The following is a 17,525-nucleotide window of genomic DNA, read 5'->3' on the forward strand; positions in this document are numbered from 1 at the left end:
AACTCAAGTCTGGCGTTTGGGGACGACAAGCCCCTGGCTCAGCCGCTTGAGCACCCGCTTCTTCTGACGTCGCTTATAGGCTTCGTGAGCGTTGTCTCCTTGCTCATTGAGCCTGGCCGTCTCCTCATCAACGATCTGAAACTCAACCAGGGCAATGATGATCCGCCCCTTCCGCTGCCGTTCATCCGACTCGGGAGCAGGGAGATACGCATCCATCCGCACGGGCATATCTACGACGAAATTGAGCGCGCGGTATGTGTTCCCCGAGAAGGTATTGCCACCATTGCCCTCCCGGTCTTCGAAATCGCGATCCAGTTGGAGCTGTGGGGCGAATTGCTCGAAGTGTGGGTTCTCTGCGAGCACGGACTTGAACGGCATCAGCGTGTTCTCCGTCTGCCCCGGCACCACCAGATGAAAAGGAAAGAGGCGCTGGGTGAGGTAGTAGAGAACCGGTAGTAAGTCTTCGCGCTTCCGAGTTACGACGCGGAAACGGGTCCGGTCGTACACTTGAGCCGCAACGGTTTCCTTCTTCGCCAGCAGTTTGGTGACCAGGGAGTCCTGCGTCTTGATTGAGTGAGCAAACTCAACCACCGGCAAGCCCTTGGACTGCATCTCCGTGGCAACGGCCAGGACCTTCGCGGTCACCACCTCTGCGAGTTCAACCTCTGAGATCGCAAGGCGGAAGAGCAAATCCCGGCCTTCGATGTGCTGAATCACGTGCATCACCTTCAGCACGACGCAGGCAATCCTGCGATGACGGGGTGAACCCTTCGCGCCTGCGGCGTAGAGGAAGAGGTCGTGAATCTCTTCTGGCTGGGCGACCGCATTGGCAACCCGGTAGTTGAAGGTCTTGCGGAGGTACTCAACCGCCTCCGCCAGGACGCATCGCGCCCACGCTTCGTCGTACGGCCGCGAGACGTCCAGTTGGAGCAGGCGAAGGAAGTTGTCGACCTCGCCGCGCGACTGGAAATACATCCTTCTCCAGTCGATGACCGAGCCTCCACGCAAAATGAGCCGAATGCGCTCAAGTTCACGCAACCCCATCTGCTCCACCCTGCAGATGGGCATATCGGGAAAAGCCAGAGTGAGTGATGGCGGCTTCACGCTCAAGAGTCCTAGTCGAGCCCACCCGGCTGTGGAAGGCCCTTGAAATGAGTGAGGGCCCTTTCCCAGCAGGGAAGGGCCCTCCGAACCACCCGTTGCTCAGCGACTACTGCGCGGAGACCACACGGTTGTTGTCGTACTGGACCTGGCTGACGACACGGCCGTCATCCGCCATCTCCGTCACGACACCGTGCTTCCGGCCGTTCTTGTACTCCTCGACGAGTTGGGGCTTGCCATTGGGGAAGTACATGACACGCTTCCCGTGCCATCCACCATCCTTGAAGTCCGCGGTGCCACGCACCTTCCCAGTCGCGTCGTAGAAGGTCCAGGTCCCGACTTTCAGTCCGTCCGCGAACTGGCCCTCAGCCGCCTTCTGGCCATTGGGATGGTACTCGACATACGCACCGTGAGCGATCTGCGCGCCCCGCGGGTCATTCGATTTGATGCAGGAAAGGCCTTCGGCCTTCGAGCCCACCTGATGCGTACCAGCGGGGCAACCCGACGTCGCGGCTTTGTCGCCCGCCATCGCAACAGGAGCCGCAAGCGCCAGCCCCAAGGTCAACGTTCGAATCGTTTTCAGTGACAGCATGGACTCTCCTATTCAGGCCGCCGGGATGCCCGTGCGCGCACCACCCTAGACGCCCGAATCGTCAGTGAAATTCATCCGGAGTAAGCTGCTTCTGGGCGCCGAACCACACACCCACAACGACTGACCCCACCTGGCGATTCCCAGGTGGGGCCATGCACCACATCCAGCCAACCGCCGACTAGTAGTTGGACTGGAAGCAGGCGAAGTTGCCGTCCTTGAAGTAGAAGCCAGACGAGTTGGTCCGGCTGTCGGCGGCGACGCAGAGGCTCACGGTGATCTGAGCCTGGTCACGGTTCGTGCCGCTCACGGTGTAGTTGCCCGACGAGCTGCTCACCGGCGCGTTCTGACGGCCGCCGTTCGTCAGGATGTAGAAGAAGTCGCTGAGCTCGGCAGAGGTCTGGGGGAACGGCGTGGCGGAGTAGGCCGAAACCCGGATGCGGAGGCGCTTCGGCGCGCTGCTTGAAGCGCAGAACGTCCCGGGCGTGCCCTCCGTCGTGGCGCTCACGAAATCGACCTTGTAGATGATCGGGCCCGTGGTGCCGAGGTCCGCCTTGTTCGGGAACTCGTTGTAGTTCTGGCACGTCGGCGCGGGCGGCGCGGAGCAGGTGCCGCTGGAGCAGATCTGGCCGTGGGCGCAAGTGGAGCGGCCCTCGCCGGAGCAGCTCGTGGGCTGGGTGTCACCCTCTTCGCACTGGCCGGTGCTCACGTTGCAGGTCCGGTCGCCGGTGCACTCGGCGTTGGACGTGCAGGCCGTCACGCAGACGTTGTCCAGGTCGGAGCAGACCAGGCCCGTGGACTCGGAGTCCGTGCCACCGTTGCAGAGCACGTCCGTGGAGCACTGGCAGATGCTCGTGGTCGACGTGCCGCCCAGCGGGGCGCAGGTCTTCGCCGTGGAGGGGCAGTCCGAACCAGAGTTACAGGTCTGCACGCAGACTTGGGCGGTCGGGTGACAGATCTCCGACTCTCCGCACTCGTCGTTGCTGGTGCACGCGCCCGGGGACGTCGAGTCGTCACCGCAACCAGCCATGAGACCGCTCATCGCGCCAAGCGCAGTGAGCACCAACATCATCTTGCGAAGCTGCATGTTGAGATTTCCTCTTGTTTGGAACGCCGCCCGGGGGGCCTCCGGCCACTGACTACAGGCCCCAACAACCATGCGAGCAAGTGAGGCTTAGTCCCCCCCGTCCGGACGTGTCAACGAGTGTCGACGCCACCTGGACGGCTGCTCGGCCACGAAATTCACCCTTCGCGCAAGCAGACAGCGGGAGCGGAGGCCATCGCGACGTTCATGTCGCGATAGCCTCAGTGGACGCTCCCCACCTTTCAGAAGGTGAACGGGAAGTCGATGGGCTCGCCCTGCCGCTTGTGACGCGGGAAGGACCAGCTCTTGATGAGCCCGGAGATGCAGCTCGCCATGTAGGTGGTGCGGAACTCATCCGTGCGGCACGACACCGCGCTCGTCTTGCCACTCGTCTGGATGGTCCAGCGCATCACCAGCTTGCCGCTCAACGACGGGTCCTTCTTCTTCTGCTCGTTGACGCATTTCACGATGGCCGGCTTGTTGGCCAGCACCACCGCCATGATGTCCGACTGCTGCAGCCGGTCCGGAACCCCGCCCCCCGGCTCGGGAGGGACGTAGGCCGTCGGACGCGCCGAGGACGGCTTCGCCTCCGGGGCCGACTTCTTCGTGCCGAAGAGCTCGTCAAAGTCATCATCCGAATCGTTCGACGAGGGCCGCTCCGTACGCGCCGGCGCGGACGCGCGCGGCTCTGGGTCCTCCCTGCGAGAGGACGACGACGAGGTGCGTCGATTGTTGGGGCGCTCCGCCTTCGCCACCGCCGTCTCCGCGGGCTTCGGCGTTTCAACCGGAGGCGGCGTCGGCGTGGCCGCGGGCGCCGCCGCGACGGCCGGGGGCGGCGTCTCCGGCGGAGGCGTATTCACCGGCGCCGCAGCCACCTCCGTCGGAGGGGTTGGAGGCGGCGTCGCGGGATTCACGGGCGGCTGGGCGGCCGCCACGGGGGCTGTGTTCGCCGGAGGGATGCTGGGAGGCGGCGTCGGTGTGGCCACGGGCGCCGCCGCGACGACCGGGGGATTCGCCGGTGCCGCGTCCGCGCCAGACCCGCCCTTCAGGAAGAGCGCCGCGGCGCCACCACCGACCAGGAGCAGCCCCGCGGCAATGCCAGCGAAGAGCCCCGTCTTGCCCTTGCCCCCACCCTGCGGAGGATAGGCGACCGGGTAGCTCGGCTGCGGCGGGTACGGTGCGGGCATGGGCTGCGCATACTGCGGCCCGGGCTGATGCCCATACGGCATGGGCGCCGGCTGCTGATACTGCTGCACGGGCTGCTGCCCATACGCCATGGGCGCGGCCATGGGCTGCGCCATCGGCATTTCCGCGCCCCGCAGGGACGGCGAGGACACCGGCTCCGGCGGCGGCATGGGCACGTCCAGCAGTCGCGACTGCGACACCGGCTCCCGGCCCAGGGCGGGCGCGGGCGTCGGAGGCGGCTTCGACAGCGCGTCGTTCTCTTCCTTCACCAGCGAGGCCAGCACGCTGGCCGCGGACGGCTTCCAGCCCACGGCTTCCTCGGAAGCGCCCGCGGGTCCGGAATCACCACGCGCCCCCTTGCCCGCGCTGAAGGCGGACTGCACGGGGCCTGAGGACACCGTGGGCGTCGAGCCGGACACGGGCTCGGGCGCGACGATGACGGGCTTGGAGGGCCGCGGCGCCAGCACTGACGCCAACTCCGCCGTCTCCGACAATGGAATCCAATCACTGAAGCCCGAGCGCCAGCAGAGGCTGTCCGGGCCCACCTCGCCGCGGTCCCACAGGTCCTTGACCTTCTCCACGTTGAAGGGGCCGACCTGCTTCTCGTCGATGGCCACGTACCACTCGTGCGCCGCCGCGTTGCCCTTGGCTTCTTCCTTGTCCGGCTCGGCCTCCGCTTCGGCCAGCTTGCGCACGTTCTCCGCGGACGCTTCGCGCGCGGCGGCTTCGTTCGCGGCCTCGGTGGGAATCTTCTGCGTGCCGGAGCTCAGCACCTGGTCGAAGACGGCGCCAATCTCGTCCTCTTCCACGTCGGTGAAGAGACCGCCTTCGGGCGGCGTGCCCAGCGTCGCCGGCATCGTGGCGGCGGACGCGTCACTCCCCTTGCCCGCGTCAGTCGAGGCGGAAGCCTCGGAGGTCGAAGACTCAGACGCGGAGTCCTTCGCGGCCGTCGCGCCAGCGGGACGCACGGTGATGGTGTGGCCGCACTTCTTGCAACGAACCTTGACCCCCTTGGGGCCAATCTTGTCGTCGCTGATCATGTACTGCGCGCGGCAGCTGTCGCAGACGAAACGCATCGTTCCCGTAAGCCTCGGAAATGACGGGAGAAATCCCGCCTGAATCGTAGAAGTGGCAGCCGGAGGGGTCAAGGTTCGGAGCCAAGTCCGCCCGCCTGCCTTTTAACGCACGAACCCCACGTCGGGGTCTGTCCCTACCTGCGCACCTGTACCTCCACGTGCGTACCCACGGCGACGCGCAGCTCATGCAGGTCCTCGGAGGTGGCGAACACCAACAGTTCCCGCAGCTTGTTGCGCACCGGGACGCGGAAGGCGGAGCCCGTCTCGCCCTGCACCATGCGGCGCACCGGCTCCATCTCTCCCGCAGCGAGCAGACCCGCCCGCGCCGCGGTGAGCTCCGCGCCCTCCAGATACTGCCGCACGGCCTGCGGCGTCGCGGTGGGCAACCAGGCACGCGCCGCCTTCGCCAGGGCCGCGCGGTCCGGCTCGTTGAGGCTCCGCTCCAGCAGCCGACGCTCCGGCTCCACCAGGTGCTGCGCTTCCGCGATGCGCACGTTGCCAACGACGAGGCTCAACGCCGCCTGGAGGATGGCCTCCAACCGCTCGGGGGCCACGCGCTGGCTGAAGGCCAGCTCGGAGCGCGCCAGCGCCAGGGTGCGGCCCAGGAGGTAGTAGACCTCCTTCTGGCCCTGCTCCGCGAAGTACTTGCCGCCCACGCGCAGCGAGGCCGGGTGCGTCTGGAGCAGCTCCACGTTGATGAGCGGCTCGGGCGCCGGCTCGTTGGAGCGCTTCGCCATCCGCTCGCGCGTCGCCACGAGGAAGGGCGAGTACAGCTCCACCGCCTCCATGCCCAACACGCGCGCCACGTACCGGTAGTGGTGGACGTGGTACTCCGGCGCACTGGCCACGTCGATGCGGTGGCGCTTGGGCACCAGTTGGTACTGCTGGGACGGCACCGCATACAGGTGCCCCACCTTCGCGAAGAGGAGGCCCAGCAGCTCCGCCAACGGGCCGCGCGCCTTCGGGTGGAACAGGTGGTTGTGCCACAGCTGGTCGTTCAGCGGCCGCGGCTCCACCTTCTCCTTGTTCTTCGCGTAGGGCCCCAGCTTGGTGAGGATCTCCTGCTCGTCCTCCCCTGCCTCGCCCAGCAGGCCGGACACCGCCTGCGCCGCGAGCCAGGCGCCATCGTAGTTCTTGCGCAGCGCGGACAGACGCACCAGCGCGCCCACCACCTTGCGCGGGTCCGTCGTGTTCGGCAGCGCGCGGCGCAGCGCGGCGATGGCCTCGTCCTCCCGGCCCGGCATCTGTCCGGCGAGGTCCGCGAAGGCCTCCTGCACCACCGCGTCGTCGGGCAGGCCCTTGGCGGCCACGCCGTAGGCGGCCACCGCGCCTTCCGGGTGCTTGAGCACCTGGAGATACAGGTCGCCGAGCGCGCGCCACAGCGCCATGCGCGCCACGTGCGTCTCCGGCGTCTTGGGCAGCCGGCCCAGCATCTTCGTGTAGTTCTCTTCCAGTTGCTTCCACTGGCGCGCCGCGCCGAGCATCGCCTCCAGCGCGCTGAAGGCCTCCACGAAGCGCGGGTCCAGGTCCAGGGCGGCGTTGAAGGCCTCGGTGGCGCCCTCCACGTCCTTCAGGTCATCGCGACGCAGCTCACCCAGCGCGAACCAGACGCGCTTGGCCTTGTGCGGCTCCAGCCCCAGCGCGGGAAGCGCCAGCATGCGCGCCAGCACGTCCGCCGCCTTCTGGCCCTGACGCGTCTCACGCAGCAGCACGTAGAGCTGGTCCATCACCTCCGGCGCGTCCGGCTGGGACTTGAGCGCGTTGGTGAAGGCGTCAATGGCCATGTACGGGTCGTGCAGCTCGTCACGCGCGATGCGGCCCAGCTCCAGGCACACCTTCGCGCGGGCCTCGCCCTCGAGGACACCGACCAGTTGCTGCCGCAGCTCCGCGGACTTCTCGTACTGGCCCTGCTTCTCCAGCAGCGCCACCAACGCGCGCAGCGTCGGCTCGTGGCCCGGATCGATGGCCAGCGCTTTCTCGAAGTGGTTCTGCGCGCGGTCCGTCTGGCTCAGCGCGGCGTGGATGTCGCCGAGCTGCCAGTACACCTCCACCACCTCCAGGTCCGTCAGCTCCTCGCGGTGGTGGATGAGGATGGTCTGGAAGACCTTCAGCGCGCCTTCATAGCGGCGCGTCTGCACCAGCAGGTTGCCGTAGCCCTCCAGCGCGGGCAGGTACGTGGCGTCCAGCTCGTAGGCCTTCTCGTAGCAGCCCAGCGCCTTGTCACGCTTGCCCAGCTTCTCCGCCACGTAGCCCAAGCGGTAGAGCTGACGGCAGAGGTCCGCGGCGGAGACGGAGTCCTTCTCCGCCATCGCCATCTCCGCCATCTTCCGCGTGACGATGTCCAACATCCGCTCGCCGGACGCCCAGTCCTCGTGCGCGATGTACACATCCGACAGCGGGCGCGCGGCCTCCAGGCTGTCCGGGATGTGCTTCAGCGCTTCCTTCCAGTAGCCGGTGGCGGTGTCCCGGTCCTCGCGCGTCTCCGCGTGGTAGCGCGCGACGTCCAGCAGCGCGCGGCCCTTGGCGGCCGGGTCCTCGGTCTGCTCCGCCTCCTGACGAAGGGTCTGCTCGTAGCCGCTCCAGTCCTTCTCCTGCTCCTGGATGCCCTTGAGGGCGCGGATGCTGGGCAGGTGCCCGGGGTCCACCGCGAGCGCCTGCTGATAGGCGGTCCGGGCGCTGCCCGTGTCCATCAGCATGTCCTCGTTGATCTTGCCCAGGCGGTAGTACAGCTCCACCGCGTCCTTCGACTGCCCGGCGAGCTCTGCCTCCTTCGACAGCATCTCCAGCGCGAAGGGCCAGTTGCCGCTGCGCTCGTACATCGTGCCCAGCGCGTGCAACGCCGGACGGCACTCGGCGTCCACCGCGAGCGCCGCGTGGTAGTTGTTCACCGCGCGGTCCAGCGCCTTGAGCTGCTGGTACTGGACATTGCCGATGTCCACGTAGAGCTCGGCCTGCTCCTGCGGGCTGACGGCCAGCGCGAGCTGCCGCTCGTACGCCGCGATGAGGTCCTCCCACCGCGCCTGCGCCCGGCGCAGCCGGATGAGCGTCTTGATGGCCTGGACGTTCTGCGGGTCGATGGCGAGCACGCTCTCCACGCAGACGTCCGCGTTCGCCGGGTTCTGGTACTTGTCCTCCCAGATGGTCGCGCTGCGGAAGAGGACGCGAATCTTCTCGCGCCAGTCCTCGCTCAGCTCCAGCATCCGCTCGTAGATGGCGAGCAGGTCCGCCGGGTGGTCCAACCGCGTGTGGAGCCGCTCCAGCGATTCCAGCGCCTCGCGGTTGACGGGGTCCAGCTCCAGCGCTTGCCGGTACGCGGCCACCGCCGACTCGTCGTCGCCGATGTCACGCTCGTAGACGCCCGCCACCTCCACCTGGATGCGCGCGCGTTCCTCGATGCTGTCCGCCAGGTCCCGGGCCCGAAGCAACGTGGACGCCACGTCCGGCCACGACCGCTGACGGCGGTACAGCGCGGTGAGCACGCCGAGCGTCTCCGCGTCGGGCTCGAGCTCCAACGCACGCAGCAGCGCGCTGGCGGACTCGACGGGGTCTTCCAGCTGTTCGTCCCAGACGCGGGCAATCTCGCGGAGGATGCCCTTGCGCTGCTCGATGGAGCCGGCTGCCTCCAGCTTCTGCTCCAGCGCCACCACGTACTCACGCTGACGGCCGCGCCGCTGGAACACCGCGGCGAGCCCATCCAGCGCGGTCGCGTTGGTCGGGTCGAACTCGAGAATCTTCCGGAACGCGGCTTCCGCCGCCTGCGGGTCATCCAGGTGCGTGTCGTGGACGCGCGCCAGCGTCGCGTACAGCCGCTCGGCCAGGGCGCCACGCGGCAGCTCGTCGGCGACCTCCTCGTAGACGGCGGCCAGCTCCTCGTGGCTGCCCGTCTCGTCAGCCAGCCGCTCCACTTCCTCGCGCAGCGTGTCGTCCGACGCGTCCAACTGGAGCGCGCGGCACAGCGCCAGGAAGGCCACGTCCTTCTGTCCCAGCCGCGATTCCTGCACCCGGGCCAGCTCGCGCAGCGCGGCCAGCTTCTCCTCGTCCGTGACGAGGTGGGGCATGTAGCGGTCCATCACCTGGGCGTACGCACGCCAGTCGTTGTGCGTCCGGTACAGGTCGCACGCGCGCTCGTAGGCGGTGCGGTTGGCGGGGTCCAGCTCGAGCACCTTCTCCAGCGCGCCCGAGGACAGCTCGGGCTTGCCGCCCTGCCCCACCCACAGGTCCGCCACCGCGAAGTAAGCAGCGACAGCCTGCTCGCGCTCCTCCGTCAGGAGGTGCACCTGCACCTTCAGCTCCAGCGCGCGCACCGCGTCGTTCCACGCACGCAGTGAGACGAAGAGCTCGTGCACGCGATCCAGCTCGGGAACCTGGTGAGGCTCAACCTCCAGTGCGCGGCGGGCGGCGTCCAGGGACTCCTCGCGGCGGCCCATGCCGGCCAGGACTTCCGCCAGGCGCAGACGCAGCGCCTTCACGCCGTCACTGCTCTCCTGAAGCGGAATCAGCCGGCGCAGCACGCCCACCAACTCCTCACGCTGGCCCGTCTCGTCGTACAGCTCGCGCAGCGTGTCGAGCACGCCGCGGTGACGTGCATCCCGGTCCAGCGCGGCCTTGAAGAACGGCACGGCCTGTTCCGGCTGCTTCAGCAGGCGGTACACGACGCGGCCCAGGCGCTCATTGAGGCGCACGACCTCGCGGGGGTCCAGCGTCACCGCCAGCCGGCCCTCCAGCAGCTCACGCAGGTCCTGCGGCCGGTCTGCGCGCTCGTAGAGGGACTCCAGCGCGGAGAAGGCCTGCTCGTTGCGCGCGTTCTTCGCCAGCAGCTCGCGGTACAGCTCGATGGACCCGCCCAGGTCCGCCAGTCCTTCGGCGGAGACCTGCGCCATCTTCGCCAGCACGCGGTCGCGCTCGGCGCCCGACACCTTCTCCGCCTGGAGCTTCAGGATGCCGTAGAGCTTCTCCGACGCACCCGCCGACTCGTAGATGCCCTCCAGCAGCCGCGCCGACGCGAGGTGCTCCGGGTCCAACGCCAGGATGCCTTCGTAGGCCCCCGCCGCGCGGTCCGGGCTGTCCAGTCGCTCCTGGTAGAGCTGGCCCAGGCGGAACAGGTAGCCCACGCGGTCCGCGGGCTCCATCACGCCAGCGACCAGGGCCTCCAAGATGCCCGCCAGCTCCGGCCAGGCCTCCAACTGGAGGTACAGCCTGTCCAACGCCACCAGCGATGGCTCCTGCACCGTGGGGTGCAGCGTGCGCGCGCGCTCGTAGTAGGAGACGGCGCGGTCCGAGTCGCGCAGCTTCGTCTCCAGCATCTGCCCCAACCGGAGGCAGACCTGCGCGGCATCCGCGGCCTCGGCCACGCGCGGCAGGGCTTCCTCGTACGCGGACAGCAGTTCGTCATAGCTGGCGGACGCATCCGCGGCGTTCTCCAGCCGGGCACGAATCGCGGCGTCGTTCGGGTCTTCCTTGAAGGCGCGGAAGAGCGCCAGGAAGGCCAGCTCCGACTCCTCTTGGGACTCCCGCAGCGTGGCCAGCTCGCCCAGGAGCGCCTTGCGCTCGAACGCGTCGCCCGACACGCCCACGCGCGTCTCGATGACCTGCGCCAGGCGCGTGATGTCGCCGCTGGCGCGAAGGGCGCGCAGCAACGTCTCCACCGCGAGCAGGTTCTGCGGCTCACGGGCCACCAGCGCCTCCATGCGGCCCACCGCGCCCGCATGGTTGGCCTGCACGGACAGCACCTCGCCGTACAGCGCCAGCGCGCCTGTGCGGTCCAGCAGCCGCGACTCCCGCACCGTGGCCAGACGGAACTTCAGCTCCAGGCCTTCCTCCGCGGGAATCAGCGCGATGCGGCGGGCCAGTGCGTCCGCCAGCTCCGGCCAACGCTCCTGCTTCTGGCAGAGCGCTTCCATGCGCTCCAGCGTGGGCAGGTCGTCCGGCTTCAGTTCCAGCAGGCGCCGGTAGGTGGCCAGCGCGCCCAGCCCGTCCTTGAGCTGCTCTTCCTGCAGCGTGCCCATCTGGAAGAGCACCGTGGCGCGACGCGCCGGGTCCTCCGCCACCGCGAGCTGCCGGCGCAGCACCTCCAACAGCTCCGTGGGCTTGCCCTGCGATGCCACCAGCCGCACCGTGCCATCCAGCGCTTCGGTGTCCGTGGGCCGCAGCTCCAGGACGCGCTTCCACGACGCCAGCGCCTCGGAGGGCTCGCCCAGGTCCGTCTGGATGCGGGCCAGCGCGCGGTACAGCTCGGCGCGGGACGCATCCCCCGCCTTGCCCACCACCTCCGTCAAGATGGCGGCCAGCTCCTCCGGGGCCTCCGCCTTGTCCACCAGCGCGACGCACAACTCCAACGAGCGCAGGTCATCCGGCAGCTCGCGTAGCGCGCGCGTGGCGGCCAGGAAGCCCATCTCCGCGTTCTCCAGCGAGCCGGCGTAGATTTCGGCGATGCGGCGCAGCAGCGCGGCCCGCTCCTGCGGCACGGCCTCCGCCGAGGCACGGGACTCCAGCATCTCCACCTGCTTCAGGTGGTTGCCCACCGAGGCGAAGATGGGCTCCAGCGCACTGGCCGCGGCGCCACGCAGCGGGCTCTCCGAGCGCGCCATCTCCTCCAGCGCCCCCACCGCACCGGCATGCCCCGCCCGGCGCGTCAGCACGGACTGGTACAGCTCCAATGCGCCGCGCGGGTCGTCCAGACGCGACACCTTCAGCCGGCCCAGACGCACGCGCAGGTCGGACGCCTCTTCCTGGGCGCCGCGCTCGTCGGCGAGCTGGATTTCCCGCTCGATGTGCTGCGCCAGCTCCGGCCAGCGCTCCATCTCCGCGAGCACCCGCCCCAGCAGCTTCAGCGCGTTGGCGTTCTCCGGCCGCAGGCCGAGGATTTCCCGGTACGACTGCGCCGCCAGCGACTTGTCCGCCAGCGTCTCCTCGGCCAGGTGCGCCAGTTCGAAGAGCAGGTTTACCTGCGAGGAGGCATTGGACTCGGCCGACACCTGACGGCGCATGACGAGCGCCAGCTCACGGTGCGCGCCCGTACGGCGGTGGACCCGGGCGATGGCGTCCAACACCGACTTGTTCTTCGGGTCCCTGCGAGACATCTCCTCCATCGCACGGACGGCCAGGTCATAACGCTTGAGGCGGTTGTCGTAGATGCCCGCCAACCGCCGCCACAAGTCACCGGCGAGCGGCTCTTGCGCGCCGCTTTCCAGTTGGTCCTCGTAGGCCGCCGCGACTTCCTCGAACGCACCGGAGTCGGCTGCGAGCCGTTCCAGTTCGTCACGCACCGTGGCTTCCTGCGGCGCCTCGTTGAAGGCGCGCAGGCGTGCGACGAAGGCGAGCGACGTCTGCCCCAGCGCCTCGCGCAGGGTGGCGATCTCCTGGATGTGCTCGAGCCGCCGCTCGGGCGCCACGCCCGGCAGCAGCACCTCGAGCACCTCCACCAGCTTCCGGGTGTCGTTGACGCCACGGTAGACGGGCTCCAGCAGGCGCGCCGCTTCGGCACGAGGCGCGTCGTGCGCCATCAGCCGCTCCAGGCCCGCCACCACCTGGCCGTCACCGGGCGCCAGCTCCAGCAGACGCCGGTACACCGGCAGCGACTCCGCCGGCCCCACTTCCTTCTCCAGGAGCTGGGCGCGCTTCAGCAGCCAGTTGCGCCGGGCGCCTTCATCCGCGGCGCCATCCGCGAGCTGGTCCAGCACGTCCGCCTGCTCCACGAAGCGCCGAGACTTCGCGTAGAGCTTCTCCAGCGCGAGCAGTCCCTCGGGCACCTTCCGGAGCGCCAGCGCGGAGCGATACGTCTCGATGGCCTTCGCGTCTTCACCCGCGTTCGCGTGAGCCTCGCCCGCCTTGAGGAGCAGCCCCACGCGCTCCTCCGGGTCGGCGGAGAGCTGCGCCTGACGCGTGTAGACCTCGGACAGACTCTTGGCGTTCTGCCCCTTCTCGTACAGGCGCGAGAGGGCCTCCAGCGCCTGCCGGTCCTGGGGCGCGTCCGCCAGCAGGCTCTTCCACAGCCGCGCGGCCTCTTCGGGCTGGTCCAGTGACTCGCGCAGCTCCGCCGAGCGCCGCAACAACTCCAGCGCCGCGGGGTCTCCCGCGTTCAGCTCCGTCGCCGCCGTCTCGTAGATTTCGGCCAGCACCTCGTGCGAGCCCGTCTCGCGCGCCAGCCGCTCCAGGTCCGGCTGCACGCCTTCCCGGTCCAGCCCCTGCGCGAAGGACTTCACCGCGGACATGAACGCCAGCGAGGGCTGGAGCATGTCGCGCTCGTAGATGCGGCGAATCTCTCCCGCGAGGAGGATCTTCTCCACGGTGAGCGCGGAGGTCATGCGCGCTTCACGCAGCGCCACACGGCGGGCGTGGTCGCCCACCTGCACCAGCACCGGGTCGAGCACCTCCAGCGCCGCGCCGCTCGCGGGCACCGCTGCCTTCACCCAGGCCTCGAGCGCCGCGCGCGCGCCGGGGTGGCCCGAGTCCTCGGCCAGGATTTTCCGGTAGAGGCCCAGCGCCGCGTTCGGGTCATCCAGGACCGTGCGCTGGAGCTCCGCCAGACGGAAGGAGACTTCACGCCCCTGCGGGCTCTGCCCTTCCTGGTTGCGGCGCAGCGCCAGCGCCCAGGCCAGGTCGGAGTGACGGCCACTCTCGGTGTAGAGCCGGTCCAGGGTCGCCGCGGCTTCACGGCTCGCCGGGTCGCGCTCCGCGATGACGCGCCAGGCGCCCGCGGCGCTCTCCTTGTCCATCAGCTTCGTCTCGTGCAGCAGCGCCGCCTCGCGCAGGAAGGCCAGCTGCTCGGCGGGCTCCGGCGATGCAGCGGCCAGCTTCTCCAGCACCTCGGCGAGCGCCGCCCACTCCTCACCCGCGCGATGCAGCCGCTGAAGGGCGCGCAGGCAGTCCAGGCTCCCCGGCTCGATGGCCAGCAGGTCGCGCAGCGCCTTTACCGCGCCCGCCTTGTCGTCCAGCTTCTTCTCCTGCACCTCGGCCAGCTCGCGCAGCAGCGCCAGTCGCGCGGAGCCGACGTCCCCTTCCTCCGCCAGCTCCGCGATGATCTCCGCGTAGCTGTCCAGCGAGTCCGCGTCCTCCGCCGCCTGCCGCGCCGACGAGCGCAGCCCCGCGTCACCGGGCGCCAGGCGCAGTGCGCGCGCCAGCGCCGCGAAGGCCAGCTCCGGCTGCCGCAGGTGCGTCAGGTGCACCTGCGCCGCGTGTCGCAGCGACTGCACACGCGCGGCGTCGTCCTTCGCCACTTCCGCCAGAACATCCAACGTGGCCACCAGCTTGCGGTGGTCCTTGGTGCGCTCGAAGGCCGGCACCAGCACACGCGCAGCCGCCTCGCGCGACGGGCCCGAGGCGAGCATGGCCTCCAGCGCCGCCAGCGCATCCGGGTCCGAGGGACGCTGGAGCAGGATGTCCGCGAAGCTCTGCACCGCCTCCGCGCTGCCGTCCTGCGACTCCTGCAGCAGGTGCGCACGACGCAGCTTCAGCCGCGCCACCTTGTCCGCGTCACCCGCGGACTCGGCCAGCGCAATCATCCTCGCCAGCGTGTCTCCCAACTCACGCGTCCGGCCCGCCTTCTCGTACAGCTCCGCCAGGCGCGGCAGATGCCGGCCTTCCTCGGCGCCGTGCGAGAGCGCGGACTGCAGCGCCTCGGCCGCCTGGGCATCGCGCCCCAGCTCCGTGTTGAGGTCCACCAGCTGAAGCAGCAGCTCCAGCCGCTCCTGCCCACGCGCGCCCTGGATGCGCTTACGCAGCAGCCCTTCCGCGTCCGCGGACCGGCCCGCGCGCCCGTACAGACGCACCAGCCGCTGCAGCACCGCGTTCGACTCGGGTGCACGGGTCACCGCCGCTTCCAGCGCCGCGATGGCCTCCGCGGCGAGCGCGCCCTCTTCCGCCAGGCTCGCGGCCTCGAGCAGCAGCGGCACGGCCACCGCGGGGTCCTCGGACTCGGAGGCCAGCGTGCGCAACACGCGCCCCAGCTCCGCGTGCGCGGACAAGTCCCTGGCCAGCCTCAGCGCCTCCGCGCGGAGCCCTCGTCCTTCGCGTCCTCGCGCAGCGCGCGCACCTGGACGTCAAAAGCCGCGCGGCTGTCCGCGAGCTGCTTCTCATGGATGCTGGCCAGCAACGAGAAGAGGCGCTTGCGGGCCGTGGGCTCCGTCGTCACCTCCAACTGATGCTGGAGCGCCGCCACCTGCCGCTGGTGGTCGCCGCTGCGCCCGTAGTGCGCCGCCAGCGCCTCCGTCACCTCCGCTGTGCGGATGCCCGCCGCCGCCAGCCGCTCCAGTCCGCCCACCACCACGCCGGTGGAGACGTTCTCGGACAGCAGGCCGAGGAACAGGTCCGTCGCGTCCTCCTGACGCCCCAGCCTCTCGGCGTACAGCTTCGCCTGGCGCGCAGTCCACTCGTTGCGCTCCAGCTGCGTCTCCGCCAGGCCCGCCAACCGCCCCGCGAGCGCCGCCGCCTCGTCGAACTTCGACTGGGCCACGCACAGCGCCTGCAGTCGCTGCACGCCCGCCGCATCCTCTGGCGCGAGCTGCACCAACTGGCGCGCCAACGGCTCCAGCTCCTCGGGCGCCGCGCCGGCCGCCTCGCGCCGGGACACGTCCGCCTCCAGCCGCGCCTTCGGGTCGTCCGCGAGCGCCGCGGCCGCCTGCAGCGACTTCACCGCCTCCGCTGCTGCGGCGTCACCCGGGACACGCGACAGCACCTCCCGCCATGCAGCCTCCGCGCGCGACGGGTCCGCCAGGGGGCCCTGGAGCAACTGGGCCAGCTGCCGCCAGATCGTGGCCGCGACCTCCGCCACCGGCGCCGCTTCCGCCGCGCGTTGCAGTGCCAGCGCCAGCGCGGGCTGCACCTGGGCCTTCTCCGCGTGCTCCACCACCGTGCCCAGCAGCAGCGGACGGCCCGGCTCCAGCTCCAGGGCGCGCGACAGCACCTCGAAGGCCCCGCGCGCGTCGTCCTTCTCCTCGAACATCAGCGCGAGCGCTTCGCAGAAGGCCACCCGCTCCGGGCGCGGACGCGGTGCCAGCAGGGCCAGGTCCAGCAGCGGCACCACGGCTTCCAGCTCGTCGTCCTCGGCCAACAGCCGCGCCAGCTGGAAGGCCGCCAACGCCTGCGTGGGGTCCAGCTTCAGCGCCGCTTCCAGGTGCTCACGCGCGGCGTCCGCGTCCTTGAGCTGCGTCAGGAACAGGTCCGCCAACCGCAGCCGCATGCCCGCCTGGGTGGAGCGGTCCTTCACCGTGCCCAGGTAGCGCTCCAGCACCGCGACGGCTTCCGGCGCCCGACCCTTCTCCAGGAGTTGCTCGGCTGTCAGGCTGGCCGCGTCCGCGCGGGACGGGTCCGCCGCCACGGCCTTCTCGAAGGCGGCCAGCGCGCCGTCCGCGTCGTTCATCCGGCCAAGGCGCAGCGTGCCCACGCGCAGCCACAGGTCCACCTGCGCGTTGCGGTCCTTCACCTCGCCCGCCATCGCCTCGATCTGCGCAATCGCCGGCGCGAAATCACCGCCCGAACGCAGCGTCAGCTTCTCGATGAGCGACAGGCCTTCGGGCATGCCCGGCCACAGCAGGAAGCAGCGGTCCAGCGCCTCCTTCACCTTCGCCGACGCAGCCGGGTCGTACCAGGCGAAGAGCTTCGCCACGAGCAGCGACAGGCGCGCCGCGCTCTTCCGGTCGCGCTCCTCCAGCGACATGCTGCGCAGCATCCGCACGCGGTCACGCCACGTCTGCTCGAAGCGCTGCAACGCGCGCGCGGCCTTCTCCAGCCGCGCGTTCTGCGGATCCAACGCATGGGCAACATCCACCACCCGCTGCGCCAGTTCATGCTCGGTGGGGTCGTCCACCAGTCGCTCGGCGAGCGCGGCGTACTCCTCCGCCATGTCCGCGTCACCCAACGCCGCGCGCTCGCGCTCCAAGGCCTCGAAGGCCGGCTGGAAGCGCTCCTCCGACAACAGCAACTGACGCACGCGCCGGAAGGTGGCGCGGTCCGGCTTCGCTCGCGCCGCACGCTGCAGGCACAGCACCGCGCGGTCGCGCCGGAACAGCTTCTGCTCGTAGACGTCCGCCGCCTTCAGGTAGTGGCCCGCGCACTCCTCGCCTTGCGTGACGCCGCCCAGCCGCTCCAGGACGTCCGCCAGCGCGGCGCCATCCTGCCGCGACTCGTGCAGGCGCTTGAGGCCTCGGAGCGCCGGGAGCGGATCCTTCGCCACCAGCAACGCGCGCTTGAGCAGTTCCTCCGCGCGCTGCGTGTTGCGCTGCCGATCATGCGCGAGCTCCGCGGCGCGGCACAGCAGGCGCACCGCTTCATCGGAGACGACATCGCGCGAGCGCCCCTCGTAGAGGCGAATCAATTCCTCGACACGGCCGGCCTTGTCGAGTGCCGCTTCGGTTTCGACGAAGGTGCGGTCATCGGACACGCGCAGCGTGGGACGCGACGAGAGCGTGGGCTGTTGCATGGAGGGGCGGGCCTTGGAATGGAAAGAAAAAGCAGCGAGGGCGCCAGTGACCGGAACTCTACCGGTCGCCAGCGC

The 17,525-nt window shown here is 69.8% G+C and carries 4 protein-coding genes and 1 pseudogene; all 5 read right to left on the reverse strand.

The features are described from left to right. Positions 1-3: 3 nt before the first annotated feature. A complete protein-coding gene (locus OZ403_RS25735) occupies positions 4-1,173 on the reverse strand; it encodes a TIGR04552 family protein (RefSeq protein WP_140793868.1) in 1,170 nt (389 codons plus the stop codon). Between the two features lie 37 nt (positions 1,174-1,210). After that, entirely contained in the window at positions 1,211-1,693 is a 483-nt protein-coding gene (locus OZ403_RS25740; protein ID WP_140793870.1) for a toxin-antitoxin system YwqK family antitoxin, read from the reverse strand. Positions 1,694-1,871: 178 nt separating this feature from the next. Beyond that, entirely contained in the window at positions 1,872-2,777 is a 906-nt protein-coding gene (locus OZ403_RS25745) for a hypothetical protein (protein WP_237077400.1), read from the reverse strand. A 239-nt stretch (positions 2,778-3,016) separates the two neighbouring features. Further along, the gene (gene gltJ / locus OZ403_RS25750) at positions 3,017-5,035 is read right to left on the reverse strand and encodes an adventurous gliding motility protein GltJ (RefSeq protein WP_140855946.1); all 2,019 of its coding nucleotides are present in this window, start codon (positions 5,033-5,035) and stop codon (positions 3,017-3,019) included. 134 nt (positions 5,036-5,169) lie between these two features. Next, positions 5,170-17,450, reverse strand: a pseudogene (locus tag OZ403_RS25755) (tetratricopeptide repeat protein). Positions 17,451-17,525: the final 75 nt, after the last annotated feature.

Origin of the sequence: Myxococcus sp. NMCA1 (assembly GCF_026810205.1) — a bacterium.
Lineage (GTDB): Bacteria > Myxococcota > Myxococcia > Myxococcales > Myxococcaceae > Myxococcus > Myxococcus xanthus_A.

Excerpts from the sequence above, each read along its gene's own strand:
- OZ403_RS25740 (WP_140793870.1), bottom strand. The coding sequence starts at position 1,693 with ATGCTGTCACTGAAAACGATTCGAACGTTGACCTTGGGGCTGGCGCTT.
- OZ403_RS25745 (WP_237077400.1), bottom strand. The coding sequence starts at position 2,777 with ATGCAGCTTCGCAAGATGATGTTGGTGCTCACTGCGCTTGGCGCGATG.
- gltJ (WP_140855946.1), bottom strand. The coding sequence starts at position 5,035 with ATGCGTTTCGTCTGCGACAGCTGCCGCGCGCAGTACATGATCAGCGAC.